The following is a 20,989-nucleotide window of genomic DNA, read 5'->3' as shown; positions in this document are numbered from 1 at the left end:
GGCAATATGGATAATGAAATTTTTGAAGCACTCTTTGAGATCGTGACGTTTTTCAATCAGCCCCAACAGGACCGTAAATTGCTTCAGCAAGCCAGTATTCCCTTGGAACCGGCCGCACTACCGATTATCGTGCGCGTCGGCCGCCAACCGGAAATCAGTATTGGCGAGCTGGCTGACCAGATTGGCCGCAACCATTCGTCCATCAGTCGGCAGGTCGATAAGCTAGTCGCAGCAGGATGGCTCGTGGAGGTCGAGCGGCGTGACCAGCGGATTCGGCAAGTGGCTTTGAGTCCCCAGGGCCAGCGGGCGTTGTTACAGATCAAGGTGGCCCGCGAGGCCGCGATTCGGCAGAAATTGGCGAACTATTCCAACGCGGATCGCACAGAACTGTTGCAGGTCTTACAGCAGCTGGCGGCTACGTTGACTGGTCCCAGCGACTACCACGAATGAGCGACCTGATTGCTGCGGGTCGTGGGTGTTTGGTACACTAAGGATAAGAGAGAAAGCCAGACAAACTGGAGGACGAGTGTATGCGCAAATTCAGTTGGGTATTGGTGGCCAGTTCACTGTTGCTGGTGGGCTGTGCCAATCAACAGACGCAATCGAAGTCAAGTAGCAGTGCCAGTCAGACCACGTCGCAATCAGCGTCGCAGTCAACGACCCCGTCGCCGCGGCAGATCAAGGTGAGCACGAATGCGGCGGTCAAGCAGTTCCACCAGCGCTTTGGCGGCAAGGTGGCCGTGACCGAGTTGGCGTTGGAGACCGAAAATCAGCGCTACCAGTATGAAATCAGCGGTGTGGACCAGCACAAGGAATACGAGCTGACGGTTGATGCGCGCACTGGCAAGACCAGCCGCGCCCAACAAGAAAAGCTAGATGCCGATGAGGCCAATGGGGTTGCCCAACGAGACGCGTTGCCGTTGACCAAGGTCAAGTCCCGGGCCAGCGTTTCGCAGATTGCCCAAAAGCAGGTCGGTGGCGGTACGGCCATTGCCTGGTCGTTGGACCGCGATCACGGCACGACCGAGTGGGAGGTCAAGGTCCGCAAAGACCAGACTTACCATGAGGTACGAATCAATGCGCTGACAGGCAAGGTCTTGGGCCAAGAGACCGATGACGACGATGATTAGGCCCAGCATGCGTTAGACCAGTAGAATTTTAGTGCAAAAAAAATTAACCTCATTGAATCGAACTGGGATTTAGTCTGATTCAATAAGGTTAATTATTCAATTGGGGACAGACAGTGTTAAGGCATTTTCCGGGTACCTTAACCGCTGTTACCAAAAAAGCTTTAGTTTGTCGTTAGTTTGTTAAGCAATTGTTTACGACATATTTACTATAACAGAGAAATCAAGGCTTGCGGGCGAATTTGGCGATTTGTAATATTACAATTTTACCGCAACGTTTTAATGGTGTGACAGCTAGTAAACGTTTTAGTGGCTATCCTTGAAGATTCAGCAGAGAAACGAATACTTATTCACTAAAAATAAATGGTGATTGGAAGTGCGCGAAAAAATTTCGGGCGCTTTTTTTGTGGTCGATTTTTCCTGAAAACTGGGAGTCGTTATAAATATTTTGATAACGGTGATCAGAAAAAGAAAATTTAATGTTCAGGTTTCTCGTTTTACCGATTGAAATAAGCGCGTTTTCCTAAATATAAAAATACTAATAACGAACTAATGAATAATTTATTCTTGATAAGTTCGCATTTTCTGGTAAACTTGAAATTGCTAAAGGGAATTCAATTACATACTTGAGGAGTGAATCTGATGCGTTTGAAGAGCAAGGGCAAGTTACTCTTGATTGCTGCCGCATTATTACTGTTACCGGCCGGATTGGCCGCTTGTGGCAAGTCGTCGAGCAGCAGTGCGGGGGCCGGCGACAAGGCGTATACCCCGAAGAAGTTGACGGTCGAATTCGTGCCGTCGTCTAATGCGGGGACCATCGAAGCCAAGGCCAAGCCACTGGAAGGCCTGTTGAAAAAGGAACTGGGGATTCCGGTGACGGTCAGCGTTTCCACCGACTACAACACTATCGTGGAAGCCATGGGCTCCAAGAAAGTCGACGTGGGTTTTCTGCCACCTGACGCCTATGTCTTGGCGCACAAGCAATACGGGGACAAGGTCTTACTCCAAGCCCAACGTTACGGCGTGTCGGAACCAGATGATAAGACGACCAAGAAATTAGTCAACTACTACCGGTCACAAATTCTGGTTCGCAAAGATAGTGGCATCAAGTCCATCAAGGATCTGAAGGGCAAGAAGATTGCCGTTCAAGATACCACATCGACCGCCGGCTGGATCTACCCGGCCGTAGAAATGTTGAAGCACGGCGTTAACATCAACAAGTCTGGCATTCAAACCGTCACGGTCAAGGGTCACGACCAAGGGGTGCTGTCGGTCTACAACAAAAACACCGACGCCGCCTTCGTCTTCCAAGGCGCCCGGAAGCTGGTCATGAATGACGAAAAAGACGTGATGAGCAAGGTCGTACCGATCTACACCACGGCTAAGATTCCGAACGATACCATCACGGTGCGCGGCGATATGAGCGGCAAATGGCAAAAGAAGATTGCCACGGCCTTTAAGAACATCGCCAAGACCAAGAAGGGCCACGCCATCATTTCCAGCGTTTACTCGCACGAAGGTTACGTGGACTCTAAGGACAGCAACTTCGACATCATTCGGCAATACGATAAGCAGGCCAAGCAATTGGACAAGTAATGCCCAAGCCACCATTTAGTTGAATACACGTCAAAATCAAGAAGTAGTGGGGAAGCGCGTTTGAGCACCTTGCTACTTTTTTACGGGGGAACCAACCATGACACAAGCACCAATTATTTCGTTTAAAGGCGTCAATAAGATTTATAGTAACGGGACGGTCGGCCTCAAGGATATTAGTTTTGACATTCCGCGCGGCCAATTTCTGGTCGTCGTTGGGCTATCCGGCGCTGGCAAGAGTACGTTACTACGCACCATCAATCGGATGCACGAGATCACTTCTGGTGAGATCACGATTGAAGAAGAACCCATCAACGATTACAAGGGCCAGTCGCTGCGGTTATTGCGGCGCAAAATCGGTATGATCTTTCAAGGTTTCAACCTGATCAACCGTTCCAGCGTCGAGCGCAACGTGTTGTCTGGCCGGGTCAGTTACTACCCGACCTGGAAGACCCTCTGTGGCCTCTTCAGCAAGGCCGACCGGGAAATGGCGGTGCGGTCTTTACAACGGGTCAACCTAGCGGACAAGTTGTATACCCGCGCCGACGAATTGTCCGGGGGCCAACAACAGCGAGTCGCCATCGCCCGAACGCTAATGCAAGACCCCAAGATCATTTTGGCAGATGAGCCGGTGGCGTCGCTAGACCCCTTGACCACGGCGACCGTGATGGACACGCTTCAACGCTTGAACCGCGAGGACGGCATCACGGTCATCGTCAATTTACACTCGGTCGCTCTGGCGCGCAAGTACGCCGATCGCATCATCGGGTTGCGGGCCGGCCAATTGGTGTACGACCAACCGATTGCCGCGGTCACTGAAGCTGACTTGAACAAAATTTACGCGGAGGGGGCAGAAGCATGACCTATCCAGAGATTCCCCGGCGTTCCTGGGTTCAGCGCTGGCACGTCAAGGGGATTGGCGGCACGGTGGTGTTGCTGGTTTTACTAGTGGCCTCATCGCAAATGACCGGCGTTGATGTGGGGATGTTCTTCAGTAATTTTGGACAGTTCATGAATCTACTGGTCCGCATGTCTCATCCAGCCTGGGATTACACGACAGTCATCATTCAGCCGCTCCTAGAAACCATTCAGATGGCGATTCTGGGGACTACGATTGGGGCGGCGTTTGCCATTCCCTTTGCGGTGCTCAGCGCCAGCAATCTGATCCACAGTCGGCTCTTGCGCAATGTCACGCGGCTGTTCCTCGACTTGGTGCGGACCTTGCCCGATTTGTTATTGGCAGCGATTTTCGTGGCCATCTTCGGGATTGGGTCCACTGCCGGGGTCGTCACGTTGGCCATTTTCTCCTTTGGGATGGTGTCCAAGCTTTTCTACGAAGTGATTGAGACCATCGACATGGGGCCGTTGGAAGCCCTGGAATCGGTCGGGGCTTCCAAGGTGACGATCATTTGGTACGCCGTGTTGCCACAGATCTTGAATCAATTTATCAGCTACTTTCTCTACACGCTGGAAATCAACGTGCGGGCCTCGACCGTCCTGGGGTACCTGGGTGCCGGCGGGATCGGGGTATTCTTACAACGGTCACTCAACGAATTCAATTACAGCCAAACGGCCGTGATCATCTTGGCCACCCTCGTCGTGGTGCTGGTGATTGACGGCATCAGCAATCACTTAAGGAGGGTCCTGCTCTGATGACAACAACGACAGTAATGACCAAGCCCCATCGCACCATTTGGCAGCGCTGGAATTGGCTCTTGTGGGTCGTGGTGATTGGTGCGCTGTACTATTGGACGATCAACGGCCTCAAATTCACCGGACTACAGGAATCGGCCGGTGCCGTGTCGCGGTCCATTGTGGATGGCTTGGTCCACCCCCAGTGGTCCTACGTGTATGACGGCAGTGGTGAAGACCTGGTCTCGTTGATCTTACAAACGTTGGCCATCGCCTTTTTGGGAACCATCGTGTCGGCCGTCATCAGCGTGCCCTTCGCCTTTTGGGCCGCGCGGGGGACGCGCGAACGGTTCTTCTTGCGCTCCGGTAGTGGCAAGGTGGTCTTGACGCTGATTCGGACCTTTCCGGAAATCGTGTTGGCCATCATGTTCATCAAGGCCGTGGGACCGGGTTCTTACGCCGGGGTACTTGCCGTCAGCATCCACTCCATTGGGATGTTGGGCAAGCTCTTTAGTGAAGCGATTGAAAATATGGACCGGGGTTCCGAGGAGGCTATCACCAGTGCCGGGGGCAAATCCGGCCAGGTCTTTGCCTTGGCCACGGTGCCGACGATCATGCCCGAATTCTTCTCGTACACCTTGTATCGGTTTGAAATTGCCGTGCGTTCCGCCTCCATTCTGGGGATGGTTGGTGCCGGGGGGATCGGGACGCCGATGATCTTTGCGATTCAGACGCGAAACTGGCCGAAAGTCGGCATCATCTTGCTCGGCATCGTGATCATGGTGTTATTGATCGATTCATTGTCCGAACAGTTACGGAAGAGGTTGATCTAAGATGAAATTAACCATTTTATCGACCAGTGACGTGCACGGTTACGTGTACCCGACCAGTTACCGAACGGCGACCGACCAGCAGGCGTACGGCTGGTTGAAGGCGGCCAATGTGATTCGCGCGGTCAAAGCCGCGGCGGGTCCCGACGAGAGTGTGGTCACGATTGAAAATGGCGACTGGATTCAAGGGTCGCCGTTTGCCAGTTATTTGGCCCAACGACCGGCCGCAGACCAGGCGTTGTTCACGCGGCTCACGCGAGAATTGGGCGTGGATGCGGGCGTGCTGGGCAATCATGAATTTAATTATGGCTTGGACTACATTCGCCACTGCGAGGCCCAACGCAACTACCCCTTGTTAGGCGCCAATATCGCTGGCGGTCAGGCGCAGGACATCGTGGACGCACCGTTTGTCATTTTGCATCGGCAAGGGGTGAAGATCGCCGTTCTGGGACTGACCACCGCCTACGTGCCGGTGTGGGAACGCGCCGACCACCTTGCCGGACTACAGTTTGCGTCGGCGTTAAAGACGGCGCAACACTGGGTCCCGCAACTGCGACAACAGGCCGAAGTGGTTATCGTAGCCTATCACGGCGGCTTTGAGGCCGACCTGACCACGGGAGCGCCGACCGAACGAGTGACCGGCGAAAACGAGGGCTATCAGCTGTTGACGCAGGTGCCGGGCATTGACGCCTTGGTGACCGGCCACCAACACCGGCAAATTGCGGGGGTGTATCAGGGCGTCGCCACGACGCAGCCGGGCGAAAAGGGCGTGGCCGTGGGCGCCATCACCCTGGAACTCGATGCCAACCATCATGTCGTCGACCGGTCTGCGCGTTTGTTACCCACGGCGGAGGCGGCGCCAGCGGCTGACTTGGCGCAACAAACGGCCGCCGTGCAGCAACACGTCGAAAGCTGGCTGGACCAACCGGTGGGCCAGTTGACGGGCACCTCACTAGAAGTGACCGACCCCATGGCGGCACGACTGCACGGTCACCCGTATCTTCAGTTGATCAATCAGATCGAAATGGCGGCGGGGCAGACTGACATTGCGGCTACGGCTTTGTTCAATGACGACGTTCGCGGGTTTGCCCGCCAAGTCTCGTTGCGCCAATTACTGAATAGCTACCCGTATCCCAACACCTTGGTAGTCGAGCGGCTCAGTGGTGCGGATCTGCGTGCGGCTTTGGAGCGGTGTGCCAGTTTCTTCACCCTAGTCGAGGGGACGGTGCAGGTGGCGCCGGCCTTCACTACACCGAAATTAGCGCTCTACAATTACGATATTTATAGCGGCATCGATTATCAGTTTGACCTGACCCAACCGGTCGGCCAGCGTGTGACCCAACTCGAGTATCACGGCCAACCGATTCAACCGGATCAACGCTTAGACGTGGCCATGAACCAGTATCGCGGCAACGGTGGCGGCGATTACCCGATGTTTACGCCGGCCAAGGTCATTCGTGAGGTCAACACGGATATGGCCGAGGTCATTCGCCAGTATTTCGCCGCGCATCCGGTGGTGACGGGCCAGCCGCAGACCAACTTTACGGTGACCACCTAACGGGTGTATGCTGGGTGAAAAACAAGGGATGATGATTGATGTATGGCTTGAAACACTCCGCCAACGGGGCCAAGGTGACGATTCTAGTGGCCCAGTGTGTGTACCTGATGGTGAGTGGCTATTGGCTCGCCACCGGTGGGCAATCGGCGGTACTCACCTGGACGCTAGCCGGGTGCCTCGCGATTATTTTCGTGCGCCTCAACGCGATGATGTTTATTTGGTTGCCGCGGGGCATCGGCTGGCCCGAAGCCTTGGGCAACAGCCTGGCCTTTGCGCTCTACTACTTGGGGTTTCCACTATTGTTGTTGCACGGGGGCCACTTTAGCCTCTGGGCCTACGTCTTGGGCCTGTTCTGCTTCGTGGCCGGTAGCGTGATCAATACCACGGCTGAGCTCTTACGCAAGCCGTTCAAGGCCGATCCACAAAACGCCGGCAAGCTGTATCGCGGCGGCCTGTTCAAATACGCCATCCACATCAATTACTTCGGCGACGTGCTCTGGGTCCTAGGGTGTGCATTATTGACCGGAAATCTGTACGCCCTGCTCATCCCGCTGATGTTACTGGCACTATTTGTTTTCTCCTACATTCCCACGGCGGATAAGTATCTCGCCAGCAAGTACGGCGCAGACTTTGCGGCCTATCAACGCGAGACCAAGGAACTGATTCCGTTCGTGTGGTAGCTTTTTAACGACAAGAAAAAGGTCGAGACGATGGGGTCTCGGCCTTTGGTGTATCTGGTTTTGTTTGAGGTGATTGTGGAGTATTGGCTTAATAACGACAGTGGTTGAATATAGATGGGCTGGCCACTAGTATTAACTAAGGATACCTACGAGATTAACGTGGTATTGGCTGGTGCATACCGTAAAACGAGAGCTGAAACGTGGAACTAAGTCAGCGTTGCGTATCAGCACTACCGTAGCCGAGAGTTCGCCAAATATGGGTTCAGCCGTGGGAGTTGTCTTAGTGGCGTGGGCCATGCCACTTAGGCAACTGGCGTCTTTGAGACGCGGTTTTCGGCTCAAAGCGAGGCACCGAGACCGTCCTTGGGCTCGGCCCGTCCGCCCTCAGCGTTCCAACGCATCTCTAGCGAACGGTAAGGCGGCCAGCAAACACCATAGTAGTGGCAATCCGGCTAACCGTTAGTCCACCTTAACCACGAGCTTGCCCAGGTTGTCGCCACGCTGGAGGATGTTTAACCCCTCGGCCGCGTCGTCGAACGGCAGAATCCGGTCGATGACGGGGTCGAACTCACCGGTGGCCAGCTTTTGACCCACGACGCCGGCCATGAAGCCCAGGTCGGCGATTTCCGTGGGATTGTTGGAGCCGTAAACGCCACCGAGAGCGGAGCGCACCAGACCCAGGGCCTTACTGTCGAGGTCCAGATGCGCCGGCATACCATCGCCAATGGCGATGATCTGGCCGTTGTAGGCCATGCGGTCAACGTCGGCCGCTAGCTCTTCGCCGCCAATCGTGTTCAGACTCAGGCCGACGCCCAAGCCATCCGTGGCGGCCATGACGGCGGCGGTCACGTCTTCTTGGTGGTAGTCGATGATGGTGTCCGCGCCGACGCGCTCGACCAGGGGCCGTTTGCGCGCCGAGGTCGTGGCAATCGTCGGCAGGTTCAGGTCGTGAGCAAATTGTAGTGCAGCCAAGCCCACAGCCCCGCCGCCCGCGTGGATCAAGACGGTCGGTACCTCGGACAAATTGGCCTTGCGGTACAACGCCTGGTAGGCGGTCAAAGTGCCACAGAGGCTGGCGGCCGCTTGTTCGAAGCTGACGTTGCTGGGAATTGGCGCCAGACTCAATGCCGTGGTAACGGTAAATTCGGCCAAACTGCCTGCGCGGCGCAGGTCACCGTGATACATAACGCGGTCACCGACTGACCAATTGGTGACATTGGCGCCGACCGCGACGATTTCGCCAGCACAATCCATGCCGACGACGCGGGGAGTGGTGGTGTTACTGCCGGCGATGACTTTATAATCGGCGGGGTTCAGGCCCACGGCGCGTACGTAGACCTTGACCTCGGTGTCACCCGGAGTGGGTTCCGCGACGTCGGTCAGTTTCAGGTCAGCCAGGGTGTGGGGCGCAGGTCCCGTAATGGTCCAAGCTTTCATGTTGATCATCCTTCTTTGTTGGTGGATTAAATACAGAAATTAAAAACAAGAGTTGTCATTGATTATAGTAAACGATGGGGGCCGTAAAGGAAAACATTTCGTTTGATTGTAACCGTTAGCCATTTACCCTATTATTAAAATTGTGTTGCAATCGACTCTAATGAGATGCAATCCCGGTGAAAACTTGGTAAAATAAATTAACGAAAAATGAGATTTGGAGGTGGACGTCTTGCACCAACCGTATGCTGCATTTCCCATACCTGACCGCTAATAGCCATTTTCACAGATAGAAAGGAAGTTTTATTTACATGGCACAAGACCCTAAGACAACCGTTACCCCAACTGAAGCAGAGACCACTGACCCTGGACCCAGCCAGCAGACGCCGTTATGGCAGCGCTCGACTGAGTCCTTACTTGTCGATTTTGCCACCAATGCAGACGAGGGTTTGACCACGGCCGAGGCGAAAAAACGCCTACAGGCCAATGGCCCCAACGAGTTGACCGCCAAGAAACAGTCAAACCTGTTGCGTTTCTTGAAGCAGTTCAACAACTCCATCATCTACATTTTGGCGGCCGCGGCGCTGATGACCTTCTTCATGCACCACTATTCCGATTCCATTGTTATCGGGCTGGTGATCGTCGCCAACGCCTTCATTGGTTATTTCCAGGAACGGTCGGCGGATAACGCGCTGGACCGCATCAAGGCGCTGTTGGTATCCGAAGCCGTCGTGTATCGCGATGGCCAGAAGGTGACCCTGCCTGCCCGCGAACTGGTGACCGGCGACATCGTGCAGTTGGAAGCCGGGGATACCGTCCCCGCTGACCTGCGGTTGATCGACGCGGATAACTTAAAAATCCAAGAGTCAGCCCTGACCGGGGAGACCGATTCGGTTGATAAGGGTGAGGACCCACTGGCGGTGGCCGAATTGCCGCTAGCCGAACGGTCCAACCAAGCCTTTGCTTCAACGGCGGTCACTAACGGTTCCGGCCGTGGGATCGTGACGGTGACCGGGGCGCAAACAGAAATTGGGCACATCCAACAGAACGTCGCGGCGGTCAAACAACAGACGACGCCGCTGATGAAGAACTTGAACAGCTTAGGGCTGGGCCTGTCCGTGGCCATCTTGATTGCTGCGGTCTTGCTGTTTGCTCTGGGGATGTGGACCCACGTTTACAGTTTGCCAACGCTGCTGATCGCCGTTATTACCATGGTCGTGGGTTCGATGCCAGAAGGGTTGCCGGCCAGCACGTCGGTGGTCTTGGCCATGGGGACTCAGGCGATGACCAAGCAAAACGTCATCGTCAAGACCTTGCCCGCGGTGGAAACGCTGGGGGCCGTGGATATCGTCAACACCGATAAGACCGGGACCTTGACGAAAAACGAAATGACCGTGACTGACATTTTAACGCCGCAAGACACCTACACCGTGTCGGGCGTGGGTTACGATGCCGACGGTCAGGTCCAAAATGATGCGGGTCAAGCCGTTGACTGGCAAAAAGACGCGGACCTCGAATGGCTGGTCCAGATTGCCGGGCAGACCTCCGACGCCGAATTCCATGAGGAAGATGGCCAATGGGTCCTGACCGGGGAACCGACCGACGGGGCGTTAACGGCTCTGTATCACAAGCTGGTGGGCGCCGACCCGGATCCACAAGAAATTGATTCGCTGCCATTTGACTCGGCGATTCGCTACTCGGCCCGGCTGGTCGACCATAACGGCCAACGCTATCTGTTGGTCAAGGGGGCGCCGCAAACGTTGACGCGCTTGATGCGTGAACACGGCACGGCCGTTGACGAAGATGCTTGGCAAGCCCGGTTGTCCCAGCTGACCCAACAAGGTAAACGGGTCGTGGCGCTGGGGTATCAACCTGTGGCAGCCGATGCGGATGAAGTCGATGACCTACCCGTCGGCGAAAACTTTCACTTGGCCGGGATGGCGGGAATCATTGACCCGCCACGGCCAGGGGTCGCCGATGCCGTGCGGCAATTGCGTTACGCCGGTATCAAGGTCAAGATGATCACCGGGGATGACCCGGAAACGGCTGCGGCCATCGCCCAACAGCTGAATCTGTCCGAACAGGCGCGCGCCATCACTGGACCGGAATTGGCCCAAATGAGCGACGCCGAGCTGGCTTCGCAAATCGACAAGTACACTGTCTTTGCCCGGACCACGCCGGCCGATAAGCTGCGGATCGTGAAGGCCCAACAGTCGCGCGGTCACGTGGTTTCCATGACCGGGGACGGGGTCAACGATGCCCCCGCCTTGAAGCAGGCCGATATCGGGGTTGCCATGGGGATTCGGGGGACCGACGTTGCCAAGGACTCCGCCGATATGGTGCTGGCCGACGACGACTTTACCTCGATTCTAGGTGCCGTGCGGGAAGGCCGCCACGTCTTCGATAATATTCGGAAGACGATTCGTTTCCTGTTACCCACCAGTTTTGCCGAAGGGCTGATCGTGGTCTTGAGTATCCTGATGGACCAAGAATTGCCGTTGTTCCCGACCCAATTGTTGTGGATCAACATGGTGTCGGCCCTGACGATTCAATTTGCCTTCATCTTCGAGCCCGCCGAAAGTGGCATCATGCGCCGGGGACCCCGGGATGTGACCCGCGGGATCCTGTCCAAATGGGACGTGGCGGAAGTCACCTACGTGTCGTTGCTGATTTCTGGGCTGGGGATGTTCGCCTACGACCTCTTAACGGGCCAAGGCCTCTCCGCTGTCATCGGCAGCACCATGACGTTAAACGTGATCATCTTCGGGAAGATCTTTTACCTGTTCAACCTGCAAAATGACCACCCCGTCTTGTCGAAATACTTCTTTAGAAATAAAATGAGTTTCCTGATTGTCGGCATCTTGCTTCTGCTGCAAGCCATGATCATTTACTGGCCAGCCATGCAGGGCGTCTTCCACACCACGTCGGTCAATTTCTTCTATGGTTGGGGGATCCCAATCATGGCCGGGGTCGTCGTCTTAGTCGTCACGGAAATCGTGAAGGCCGTTCGCCGGCGCATCGACAACAGTACGGTTGCCCGCGAACAGCGGAGCTTCTAAGCCGTGCTACTTCCTGTGGGGGTACTGGTCGGCTAACTTAAAAGCATGAATCTTCTTTGGAGGAATGTAAGTTGATGATTAGTGAAGCCGGAGTGGCAGAACTAATTCAACGGCTAGACAATGTAAATGCTGATGTTGTACAGCGCAACTCAAAAACGCAAACAATAGGCAAAAAGTGTGAGCACAAATCGCAAACGAAGATAGATTGTATGCACCCAATAACTGACCGTATTGAATTATAAATTAAAGAAATGGCCCGTCCTCGTTTTTTGAGGGCGGGCCATTTCTTCCATATCTGGTCGGACCATATGCGTATAGAATCGCACGCTCAGAAGCCTTCCTAACAGATCTTATGACCCACATATAGGATTTCGATGTGGCTAGCTTACCCGGTTCTCTGAGTACTTGCATTGGTGTCTCATCGCCTTGTAGGTAAGGCTGAGTCACTAACTTATCCCGAATCAACTCGTATAAGTGGACTCATCAAATCACTAGACTTTATGATCCAGTTTGCTAAAGTTGTCTCGGACAACGCTGCTCCCATTCTTTGCCAGTCTTTTAACTGCCGAGATAGCGGAACACCTTGCTCAAACTTTTGATGAAGTATTTCCGCGATGACTGAAGCGGAACCTAAACTATGGATTACACGGCTGTTTGGTAGTAAGTCATTGTGTAAGGTAATACAGTTTATAAATGTTTAAAAAGAGCAATCTTTAGGCTGAGTGTGGCTTAAGGTCGCTCTTTTTCGAATGTAAACTAGAAGTTTCCCGTTGGTAAATTAGGCGTTCCTTATGCCATGGTACGTCAAGATTTAATCTCGATTCAGGAGGTTAAATCTATGAAAAAAATACTTGTTACGATGTTTACTTACGGAGTAATTTTATTTGGTGGTGTGGTGAGTGCTAGCGCCGCAAGTTTTCGTGTATCACATGATGTACCGCTTTCCTGGTCTGCTAGCTGCACAATTGTTACGTCTGGTGATCATATTAAAAATGTGAAGGATGTAAAAACAAGAGCAAGAATGGATAAAATAACGAAAGCATATGTGACCCATGATGCGGTCAATAAGGTTACATTGCATATTTCGAGGAAGCTTGGGATAGTTAATTATAAAAGCGGGCTGGTTGCGAAGGTTAGCAAGGGGAAACTGATAGTTACGGTTATTTAATCTGATATATTGTTGTCCTTGCTGGAATTAACCAATTATCGACAATGATAACGTATGTGCCTAGGATACTGATGAGAAGGACAATGATGCAAATTAAGTTAATGGTCTTATAGAGACTGTTATACTTATTGTTACGCCATGCAACATATAGAGGCATAAAGATACCTATAGGTGGAATCAGGCCGGATACGATGGATAGGATGATTAATATGATACCTTCATCGGTATTTTGGTAAAGATCTGTATTGATCTTCTTTGATTGTGACTGCTTTTGAATAATTTGTTCATCACTGAGGTTGAATTGCTTCTTTAGGTTCGGATTCTCTGATAGTAGGTTGTCGATAGACATTTTATAAACCTTACTTAATTGAATCAGGTTGTCTAAATCGGGATATCCTCGTCCGTTTTCCCACTTGGAGATGGATTGTCGGGTGACGTGCAGAATTGTGGCGACTTCGTTTTGTGAGAGTCCTTGGGCAATACGAGCATTTTTAAGTGTTAAACTAAAGTTTGCGATAAGTGGTTCTCCTTATTTGGCATATTAAATGGGTACTTCAATTAATAATACCAAAAAGTGTGTTGGACATACAGCCCGATAAATTAGGTAATGTAACTAGAGGAAACGATGAGTGTCTTTGCAAAGGAGGTGTTTTATAATATGCTAAATTTGTTAACGAGGTATTGCTAATACGTATTAGCCCACTAAAATTATCGGAGTGAGCTAGAAAATGAAAAAAATTATTACAGGGACATCGCTTATTCTTTCCACAGCTTTATTAGGAACAATGTTTGTTGAATCGGGTGTTGCAACAAAGGTAGCATATGCTGATACTGTCGAAACAGCTATGCAGACAACCTCGAAGAAAGTTTATCCTAAGTTTGTGTCTGGAACACAGGCAGATCAGATTATTAGTGATTATTTATCAACTGCCAATGATCAACAATTAGAGGCGATTCAACAAAGGGTTAAATCGTTTGTCCAAACAACGGTTCAAGGGAACAAGACAACTGTAAGCATTAGTGATGATGTTATGCAGACTGCTATGATGAGTGTAATTGCACCTAATACTGGTGTATTCCAAACTCGTAGTGGCAAGGGAACTACGAAGATTGTTTGGCATGGTGCTGCAAAGAAGGGAAACGTGGATGTCTATATTAGCGCTGGCATGTTAAATATGGCAAAAAAGCAAGGATTTAATGTGTTAGCACAGATTTGTCTGTTACCATTAGGTGCTGTGGGTGGTGCTATTGGTATGGCACTTCGCGTTGGGTTAAAAGGTGCTCTTGGTACAGTGTTCAATAAAGCATCTGGTAAGGGCTTCGCAAAGGGACGTGTATTCCACTTTAAAGGTGGTAAGTATAAATCATGGTCGTATCAGTAAAGAGAATATTCTTGACTTTATTTAGCATTTTGGTTGGGGTATTTTCAGCAATGAACTTTGAGTACACATTGAAGACGAAGATTATTTTGGCTGTTGTTTTTTCAGTTGCAAACGTATTTTCTTCTTTGTATACGTTATCGTATTGGAAAGAGCTACGTGAAGATCGCTATAGTCAGCTTCAATATTTTTTAATGCTTGTAGTAATGGAAGCGGCGTTATGGGTGTTTACGGCACTGGTTCCTAGTAGCCTTACTGGCCCAATGCTGTGGCTTTGGCTGGGTGCTATTAACTTATGCTTCTTCAGTGTTTTAGTGATTATTGCAATTTCATTCGAAAGATTTTGGAGAAAACGTTAAACAAGATTAGATAAGATCATCACTGTGATTACGGTGGTGGTCTTTTTAGAATGTAGCGTTAACTTGGCCGTACTGGTCGAAAGTTTGGATGGTAGTTATTGGGTGAAACCTAAGGATAAGTGCAAAGCAAGATAGTGTGCTTACGTACGGAAATGTTCAGGAAGCTAAAAGACACCAGATGAGGTTACTAACCAAGTTGCAAACCCAGTCGTAACTAGCAACGGTTGTCATGAATCGGTCATGGCTTGAGGAAACGATTCGCAGGTGGCCTAGGTTCGTGAACAGTAAAACTCACATAATTTTTTAATATTTCGCCCAAACCCCTAGCCCTTAGCACCTGATAATCCTATACTGGTAGCAAAGGAGGCGGAACATCAATGTTGAAGAAGAGTTCCGATTGTACTGAGATTTTAGTGGGGAAGGCTGCCAGCATGGACGGCTCGACGATTGTGGCGCGTAACGAGGATGGTTACGGTCCCATCAACCCCATCAAATTTGTGTTGCATCCCGCAACCGACCAAACGGGGGCGTCATTCACGTCAGCCGTGACCGGGGTAACTGTCCCGCTGCCCGATCACGCTTACCGCTATACGGGCACGCCGCAGGCCGATCAAAGCGACGGCCAATACGAGGAAGCCGGCATCAATGAACTGAACGTCGGCATGAGTGCCACGGAAACGACGGCGACCAACGCCCGCGTCTTGGGCTACGACCCCTTAGTAGACGATGGCATCAACGAAGAAGCCATGGTCACCCTGGTGTTGCCCTACATCAAGAGTGCTAAGGAAGGGGCCCAACGCTTAGGCGCCTTACTCGAAAAGTACGGAACTGGTGAAAGCAACAGTATCGCCTTTAACGATAACGAAGAAATTTGGTACTTAGAAACCGCCGGCGGCCATCACTGGGCAGCCATGCGTTTGCCAGAAGACTGCTACGCCATCGCGCCGAACCAAACGTTGATGCAAGAGGTCGACTTAAATGACAGTGATAATTTCTTAGTGGCCACTGATCTGGTCGACTTCGTGGAAAAGCACCATTTGAACCCGAACCCCGGTCACTTCAATTTCCGGGAAATCTTTGGCACCCATGGGGAAGACGACGCGTACTACAACACGCCGCGGACCTGGTACGGCCAGAAGTTGTTCAACCCAGAAGTCACCGACCAACAACCGACGGATCAAGATATGCCGTTTGCCCGGAAGCCTGCCAAGAAGATCGCCATCGAAGACGTGGAGTTCTTCCTGTCATCACACTACAATGGCACCAAGTACGACCCATTTGGGACCTTCGCCTCAGGTTCCGCCGATGACCAAAAGAAGTACCGGCCCATCGCCATGGATCGTAACCAATGTTCCTCGATCTTGCAGATCAGAAACGACGTGCCCGCGGACCATGCGGCTATTCAGTGGATCGCCATGGGCTTCTTTGCCTACGCACCGTACGTACCGTTCTTTACCAACATCAATGACACGCCGGTAGATTACCAAAACACGACGACGGCGGTCGATGTGGAGAACGTTTACTGGTTAAATAAGACGTTATCTGTTATTATTGAACCACATTTCCATGACTATGTAGAAGCTGTCAACGCCTTTCGTGAGGGGTGTCAGTCCTACGCGCGGCAACGTGTGGCGGCGACTGACGCGGCCATCACGGGGGACGCCACGACTTTCCTGACCCAAAGTAATGCGGAAACGGCCGGAGAAGTTTCTAAGCGGACCCATCAGTTGTTCGACGATTTGGTCAAGCACGGGCTGTTGTTATCCAAGACGGCTTGGGAAAAGGGCCAAAACCTGTAGCACAGTGGCGTTAGTCAGGTGAACCAACTAGGGGGAGTTCATCATGAAGATTATGAAAATTGTTTTAGCTAGTGGTGTTGTCTTGAGCCTGTGGGGTGGTGCCGTCACGGCGGATGCGGCCAAACGTGTGACCTTGCCAGCCTATCCGCAACAACGCGTCTTTACGTTTAAGGCCAAGGGCACCAAGGTCTACAGCTATCCGCGGGCGGCTTACCGCCACAGTACGGTGTTGGGGACTGATCAAAGCACGACCAAAAAGTGGACCGTCGACAAGGTTGTGACGGTCAAGGGTCACCGGTACGTTCGGTTAGCGCTGGTGAGCGCCAAGAATCTGCCGCACGGGACCATCGTGCCCAACGCTTCGAAGACCAAGAAGACGTTGGTGGGCGGCTACGTGGCGCTGAGCAAGCTGAAATTTCATCAGCAAATCGCCAGCATGACCACCGTCAAAAAGACCGCTTACTGGACACCCACGACGACGCAGGATTTCTGGGATATGCCCAAGCACACGTTGGGGAAGACCGCGGCGAGCCACTACGGCCACACTTACGGCTACCGCACGATTTATGCGATCCAGTCGCTGACTACCAAGCAACACCGGCAATACCTGTATTTTGAAACGGCCGCCGGTAAGGCCATTGGCTGGTTGCCGAAGACTGCCGTTACCAAGGGTCAATACCCCGACTTGCTGAAACGCGAGCTGTCCCGCAACTTAGCGGCAGACAGTACGGCGGTGACGACCGTGGACAAGGCCGGCCACGTCAAGGTCGGCGTGGCCCTGAAGGATGGCCAGGTCAAGCGAGTCGCGCTCCTGCAACAAAACAGCGAAACGACCGTGTATGACTATCAAGATGGCCAAGTCGTCAAGCAGACCATCCGCACCTCAGCGGGCAAGGTCAAGCACGCCGCGGCGGTGACACCCACCAAGAGCTTGACGTTCAAAGCCCAGGCTGATTTTGATATTCAAGGATACAAGTATCAGGTGAAGGTCACCCCAGCCGGCCAAGTCAGCGTGATGAGCGTTGGGGGCTGGATGGCTTAGAGAACAAGATTTTAAGGATCGGGTTGTTTGCGTGAAGGTGCAAATAGCCTGATTTTTTTACGGTAATCGTTGACTTAAACCAACCTTGAAGTGCTAAGCTAGACCTTGAGGTGAACACGATGACAAAAACAGAATTACAGAAGCTCGACGACGGAGAACCGTACTACTTCTTGGATGAGGCGGTGGCGGCGCGCAAGGCGCGGGCGGCGAAATTGTGCCAGGAGTTCAATGCGATTCCGGCCACGGATCCGGCAGCCCAGACCGCTAAAATCAAGGAAATCTTGGGCAGTCACGGTGAACGCGTCTCCGTGCAGGCCACGTTTAACTGTGATAACGGTCAGAACATCCACGTGGGCGAGGACTTCTTGAGCAATTACAATCTCACAATCTTGGACATTGCCCCGGTAACGATCGGTAGCCACGTGATGATTGGCCCCAACGTGGACATTTACACGGTCAATCATCCTCTGACACCCTCGGGTCGGCGGGGGTATTTGGCTCAGGCCGCGCCAGTTACCATTGGCAACGACGTGTGGATTGGCGGTAAGGTCGCCATCATGCCCGGCGTCACGATTGGCGACAACGTCGTGATTGCCTCCGGCGCCGTGGTCACTAGGGACGTGCCCGCCAATACCCTGGTCGGTGGCGTGCCGGCCAAACCGATTCATTCGTTAAGTGATGACTAATATGTAAATACGAAGCACCCGGGAGGTTCAGTCCCAGGTGCTTCTTTTTTATGACATGCTTGTCGATTCAGCGCTGCGTAACAACTCATAGATCTCGGCCTTGAGTGGGGCCTGGGTGGCCAGCCACTGGCGGTCCCGGTGCGTTGGCGTCAGGGCGATATCGCGGATGACGTGTGCCGGTCGCGCGGACAGGACCAAGATGCGGTCCGACAGGTAAATGGCCTCCTCGATGTCATGGGTGACCAGCAGCGTGGTCTTTTGCAAATCGGCCGGTAGACTTAACAGCCAGTCTTGCATCAACCCGCGAGTCATGGCGTCCAAAGCGCCGAAGGGTTCGTCCAGTAGGCGGTAATCCGCGGGGTTCAACATCGTCCGCAGTAAAGCGACACGTTGGCGCATCCCACCGGACAGTTGGTGAGGCAAGAAGTGGCGGTAATCCACCAGGCCAAAGAGCGTCAACAGGGCCGTCACGTAGTCGTGGTCGATCGGTTGATGATTGATGCGCTGATACAGTGTGATGTTTTGGTCGACGTCGTACCATGGCAGTAACATGTCCGTTTGGGGCAGGTAACTAAACGTGGTATTGAGCCCGGTGATGGGCTGGCCCGCTACCTGAAGCGTCCCCGTCGTGGGAGTTAGGAGACCTGTCAAGAGTTTCAACAAGGTCGACTTGCCCGCGCCACTGGGGGCAATCAAGGACACGAAGCTGCCATCGGTAATCGTGGCGGTCACGTCGCGCAAGATTTCCAGGTCATCGAGCGTGAGGCCAACGTGGGTCAGGGTGATGGTCATAATCAATCGCCAACGTATTGGTTGGTGTACAGCGTCTTAGCGGGGATGGCCTTTTTGATCAGGCCGTATTCCTTCATGAAGCCGGTGTAGTTGTTCCACACTTTGGCGTCCATTTGGCCCCATTTGGCCGCATTATCGGTGTAGTTGGCCGACAAGAAGGCTTGCGAATCCTCTAGGAAGCTGAGGTCGTCGTCCTTGGCGTACTTGTGTAAAATCTTGGCGTCGGCCTTGGGGTGAGCGATGGCGTCTTGGTAGCCCTTCTTCGTGGCCGCCATGAAGGCCTTGACCACCTTGGGGTCCTTTTGGAGCTGGGTGTTGTTGGTGATGATAACCGGGGTGTAGTAGTCCAAACGTTTGTCTAGCTTACGCAACGGCATGTAGTTGACCTTGATGTCAGCGTTCTTGGCGCGGATCACATCCCAGCCCTGGAACCACCACTGAATGTCGTTTTTCTTGCCCAGGCTCTTGGGCCCGTCGCCGGTCGCTCCCACGATCTTCAGTGATTTGGGATTGACGCCCGCGTTACGCATGACGGCCTTGAGCACGGCTTCTTCACTCGGCGTTTGCCAGCCGGCGTAGGTCTTGCCCGCAAAGTCCTTAGGCGAGGTGATGCCGCTGTTGGCCTTAGAAACGAAGCCGGATGTGTTGTGCTTTAAGACGGTGGCGATGGCCTTCACGGGGATGTTTTTGCCATCCGCATGGGCGTACGTCACGTCTTCTTGATAGCTCACGCCGAATTGGGCCTTGTTGGCGCCGACCATGCCGATGCTGGTAGCGTTGTCGCCGGGTTCGATGATCTTGACGTTTAAGCCGGCGTCCTTGAAATAGCCCTTGTCCTTGGCGACGTACAGCCCGGTGTGATTGGTATTGGGGACGTAATCGAGGACGATGGACACGTCGGTCAATTTTTTGGTTGAAGTTGAATTGGCCGCCTGGTTTTTACTGTTGCCACAAGCGGTGAGCGTCACGACGAGTGGGACGAGTAGCCAGAGTTTGGTTAATTTCATGATGTTGGTTTTCTCCCTTGGATTAATAGGCGATAGTAGCCCTTTTGTAGTGCCCAGGTCCCCAGGTTCAGGGCCAGGCTTAAAATGATGACGCAGAAAATGGCAGCGAAGACCTTGTCGATCTGGTAGCCATTTTTCACCCGGATCATGTAGTACCCCAGGCCGGCTTCGGCGCTGAGCCATTCCCCGATGATGGCGCCGCTCACGCAATAGGTAGCGGCGATACGCAGGCCGGCAAAAAATCCCTGCATGCCTTGCGGAATCTTCAAGATGCGATACACCTGCCAGTTCTTGGCCCCCATCGTTTGCAAAAAGCGAATCTGGTCGGTCGAGACCTTCCCCAGCGCCTCCGAAAACGCCACGATAATGGGGAAGTAACTCATCAAGATGACCAGAATAATCTTGGGCGCCATGCCAAAGCCAAACCAGAGGCTAAGCAGCGGACCTAGCACCATGACGGGCAGGGTCTGCGAAATGACGAGCAGTGGGTAAAATGACTGGTACAACAGCTGCCAGCGATCCATGACCAGCGCGGTGCCAAAGGCCAGCATACAGGCGATGCCCAGGCCAATCAACGATTCGTACAGGGTGACCCAGGAGTTGACGAGTAACCCCCCGGCCTCGGCCGCCAGCGCTTGGGCGACACTGACGGGACTGGGGAGGATGAAGCTGGGCGTCTGGAGCAGCGTGACGGCCACCTGCCAGGTCGCCAGTAAAATGACCAGGCTGCCGAGTGGGTAAAGTTTACGGGTAGCGACGGTGAGTTCCCCCTTTCTAGGTCAAAAAAAGCTTCATCGGGGAATCTACCGCCAGATGAAGCATCCGTGCGTTCCTCCCTACGCCA

The 20,989-nt window shown here is 52.9% G+C and carries 23 protein-coding genes; 16 read left to right on the top strand and 7 right to left on the bottom strand.

The annotated features are described in order from the left end of the window. Nucleotides 1-6: 6 nt before the first annotated feature. The 8 genes from LKH74_RS06155 to LKH74_RS06120 all read left to right on the top strand — a co-directional run bounded on the left by LKH74_RS06155 (nt 7) and on the right by LKH74_RS06120 (nt 7,420). A complete protein-coding gene (locus LKH74_RS06155) occupies nt 7-450 on the top strand; it encodes a MarR family winged helix-turn-helix transcriptional regulator (protein ID WP_225428716.1) in 444 nt (147 codons plus the stop codon). A gap of 80 nt (nt 451-530) precedes the next feature. Beyond that, a complete protein-coding gene (locus tag LKH74_RS06150; RefSeq protein ID WP_287788673.1) occupies nt 531-1,130 on the top strand; it encodes a PepSY domain-containing protein in 600 nt (199 codons plus the stop codon). Between the two features lie 639 nt (nt 1,131-1,769). Next, nucleotides 1,770-2,723: a phosphate/phosphite/phosphonate ABC transporter substrate-binding protein gene (locus LKH74_RS06145; protein WP_287788672.1), complete on the top strand. Its 954-nt coding sequence runs from the start codon at nt 1,770-1,772 to the stop codon at nt 2,721-2,723. Between the two features lie 97 nt (nt 2,724-2,820). Beyond that, the gene (gene phnC / locus LKH74_RS06140) at nt 2,821-3,582 is read left to right on the top strand and encodes a phosphonate ABC transporter ATP-binding protein (protein WP_135368587.1); all 762 of its coding nucleotides are present in this window, start codon (nt 2,821-2,823) and stop codon (nt 3,580-3,582) included. Continuing rightward, complete coding sequence (gene phnE, locus LKH74_RS06135) at nt 3,579-4,373, top strand: phosphonate ABC transporter, permease protein PhnE (protein WP_135368586.1); 795 nt, start codon at nt 3,579-3,581, stop codon at nt 4,371-4,373. The genes phnC and phnE (LKH74_RS06135) overlap by 4 nt, the downstream gene beginning before the upstream one ends. Then, a complete protein-coding gene (gene phnE / locus LKH74_RS06130; RefSeq protein ID WP_287788671.1) occupies nt 4,373-5,185 on the top strand; it encodes a phosphonate ABC transporter, permease protein PhnE in 813 nt (270 codons plus the stop codon). The genes phnE (LKH74_RS06135) and phnE (LKH74_RS06130) overlap by 1 nt, the downstream gene beginning before the upstream one ends. Before the next feature lies 1 nt (nt 5,186). Next, a complete protein-coding gene (locus LKH74_RS06125) occupies nt 5,187-6,740 on the top strand; it encodes a bifunctional metallophosphatase/5'-nucleotidase (protein WP_287788670.1) in 1,554 nt (517 codons plus the stop codon). Between the two features lie 38 nt (nt 6,741-6,778). Further along, complete coding sequence (locus tag LKH74_RS06120; RefSeq protein ID WP_287788669.1) at nt 6,779-7,420, top strand: methyltransferase family protein; 642 nt, start codon at nt 6,779-6,781, stop codon at nt 7,418-7,420. Between the two features lie 459 nt (nt 7,421-7,879). Here the strand turns inward: LKH74_RS06120 and LKH74_RS06115 are convergent, their stop codons facing one another. Further along, nucleotides 7,880-8,857, bottom strand: coding sequence for an alcohol dehydrogenase catalytic domain-containing protein (locus tag LKH74_RS06115; protein ID WP_287788668.1), 978 nt, complete (start codon nt 8,855-8,857; stop codon nt 7,880-7,882). Between the two features lie 308 nt (nt 8,858-9,165). Between LKH74_RS06115 and LKH74_RS06110 the strand changes: the two genes are divergently transcribed. Both LKH74_RS06110 and LKH74_RS06105 read left to right on the top strand, forming a co-directional pair. After that, entirely contained in the window at nt 9,166-11,913 is a 2,748-nt protein-coding gene (locus LKH74_RS06110) for an HAD-IC family P-type ATPase (RefSeq protein ID WP_287788667.1), read from the top strand. A 71-nt stretch (nt 11,914-11,984) separates the two neighbouring features. Next, a complete protein-coding gene (locus LKH74_RS06105) occupies nt 11,985-12,155 on the top strand; it encodes a hypothetical protein (RefSeq protein WP_287788666.1) in 171 nt (56 codons plus the stop codon). A gap of 1 nt (nt 12,156) precedes the next feature. Here the strand turns inward: LKH74_RS06105 and LKH74_RS11945 are convergent, their stop codons facing one another. Together LKH74_RS11945 and LKH74_RS11940 are read right to left on the bottom strand one after the other, a co-directional pair. After that, nucleotides 12,157-12,378, bottom strand: coding sequence for an IS66 family transposase (locus LKH74_RS11945; RefSeq protein ID WP_135368919.1), 222 nt, complete (start codon nt 12,376-12,378; stop codon nt 12,157-12,159). Continuing rightward, the gene (locus LKH74_RS11940; protein WP_353845639.1) at nt 12,365-12,556 is read right to left on the bottom strand and encodes an IS66 family transposase; all 192 of its coding nucleotides are present in this window, start codon (nt 12,554-12,556) and stop codon (nt 12,365-12,367) included. The genes LKH74_RS11945 and LKH74_RS11940 overlap by 14 nt, the downstream gene beginning before the upstream one ends. Nucleotides 12,557-12,751: 195 nt before the next feature. Here LKH74_RS11940 and LKH74_RS06100 point away from each other — a divergent pair, with 195 nt between their 5' ends. Beyond that, nucleotides 12,752-13,081 (top strand): DUF5626 family protein, encoded by a 330-nt coding sequence (locus tag LKH74_RS06100; protein ID WP_287788664.1) that lies wholly within the window; start codon nt 12,752-12,754, stop codon nt 13,079-13,081. Here the strand turns inward: LKH74_RS06100 and LKH74_RS11935 are convergent. Beyond that, nucleotides 13,074-13,526, bottom strand: coding sequence for a helix-turn-helix domain-containing protein (locus LKH74_RS11935; RefSeq protein ID WP_434737652.1), 453 nt, complete (start codon nt 13,524-13,526; stop codon nt 13,074-13,076). The genes LKH74_RS06100 and LKH74_RS11935 overlap by 8 nt on opposite strands. A 283-nt stretch (nt 13,527-13,809) precedes the next feature. Between LKH74_RS11935 and LKH74_RS06095 the strand changes: the two genes are divergently transcribed. The 5 genes from LKH74_RS06095 to LKH74_RS06075 all read left to right on the top strand — a co-directional run bounded on the left by LKH74_RS06095 (nt 13,810) and on the right by LKH74_RS06075 (nt 18,346). Next, nucleotides 13,810-14,463 carry a hypothetical protein gene (locus LKH74_RS06095; protein WP_287788663.1) on the top strand — a complete coding sequence of 218 codons (654 nt, stop codon included), beginning with the start codon at nt 13,810-13,812 and terminating at the stop codon, nt 14,461-14,463. Nucleotides 14,464-14,474: 11 nt separating this feature from the next. After that, complete coding sequence (locus LKH74_RS06090) at nt 14,475-14,819, top strand: hypothetical protein (RefSeq protein WP_287788661.1); 345 nt, start codon at nt 14,475-14,477, stop codon at nt 14,817-14,819. Nucleotides 14,820-15,199: 380 nt separating this feature from the next. Further along, complete coding sequence (locus LKH74_RS06085; RefSeq protein ID WP_287788841.1) at nt 15,200-16,618, top strand: C69 family dipeptidase; 1,419 nt, start codon at nt 15,200-15,202, stop codon at nt 16,616-16,618. A gap of 43 nt (nt 16,619-16,661) precedes the next feature. Beyond that, entirely contained in the window at nt 16,662-17,660 is a 999-nt protein-coding gene (locus LKH74_RS06080; RefSeq protein WP_287788659.1) for a GW dipeptide domain-containing protein, read from the top strand. 119 nt (nt 17,661-17,779) lie between these two features. Beyond that, on the top strand, nt 17,780-18,346 hold the full coding sequence (locus tag LKH74_RS06075; RefSeq protein ID WP_287788657.1) for a sugar O-acetyltransferase: 567 nt from the start codon (nt 17,780-17,782) through the stop codon (nt 18,344-18,346). Nucleotides 18,347-18,394: 48 nt separating this feature from the next. On the opposite strand, the gene LKH74_RS06070 is transcribed toward LKH74_RS06075, so the two are convergent. The 3 genes from LKH74_RS06070 to LKH74_RS06060 are packed head-to-tail and all read right to left on the bottom strand — an operon-like array spanning nt 18,395 to nt 20,843. After that, the gene (locus LKH74_RS06070) at nt 18,395-19,138 is read right to left on the bottom strand and encodes an ABC transporter ATP-binding protein (protein ID WP_287788655.1); all 744 of its coding nucleotides are present in this window, start codon (nt 19,136-19,138) and stop codon (nt 18,395-18,397) included. Between the two features lie 2 nt (nt 19,139-19,140). Beyond that, complete coding sequence (locus tag LKH74_RS06065; RefSeq protein ID WP_287788653.1) at nt 19,141-20,145, bottom strand: ABC transporter substrate-binding protein; 1,005 nt, start codon at nt 20,143-20,145, stop codon at nt 19,141-19,143. Further along, entirely contained in the window at nt 20,142-20,843 is a 702-nt protein-coding gene (locus LKH74_RS06060) for an ABC transporter permease (protein WP_287788651.1), read from the bottom strand. Before LKH74_RS06060 ends, LKH74_RS06065 begins: the two co-directional genes overlap by 4 nt. Between the last annotated feature and the right edge of the window lie 146 nt (nt 20,844-20,989).

This window comes from Levilactobacillus sp. (assembly GCF_022646225.1).
Taxonomy (GTDB): Bacteria; Bacillota; Bacilli; order Lactobacillales; family Lactobacillaceae; genus Levilactobacillus; species Levilactobacillus suantsaiihabitans.
This window is presented reverse-complemented; position numbering and strand designations above follow the sequence as displayed.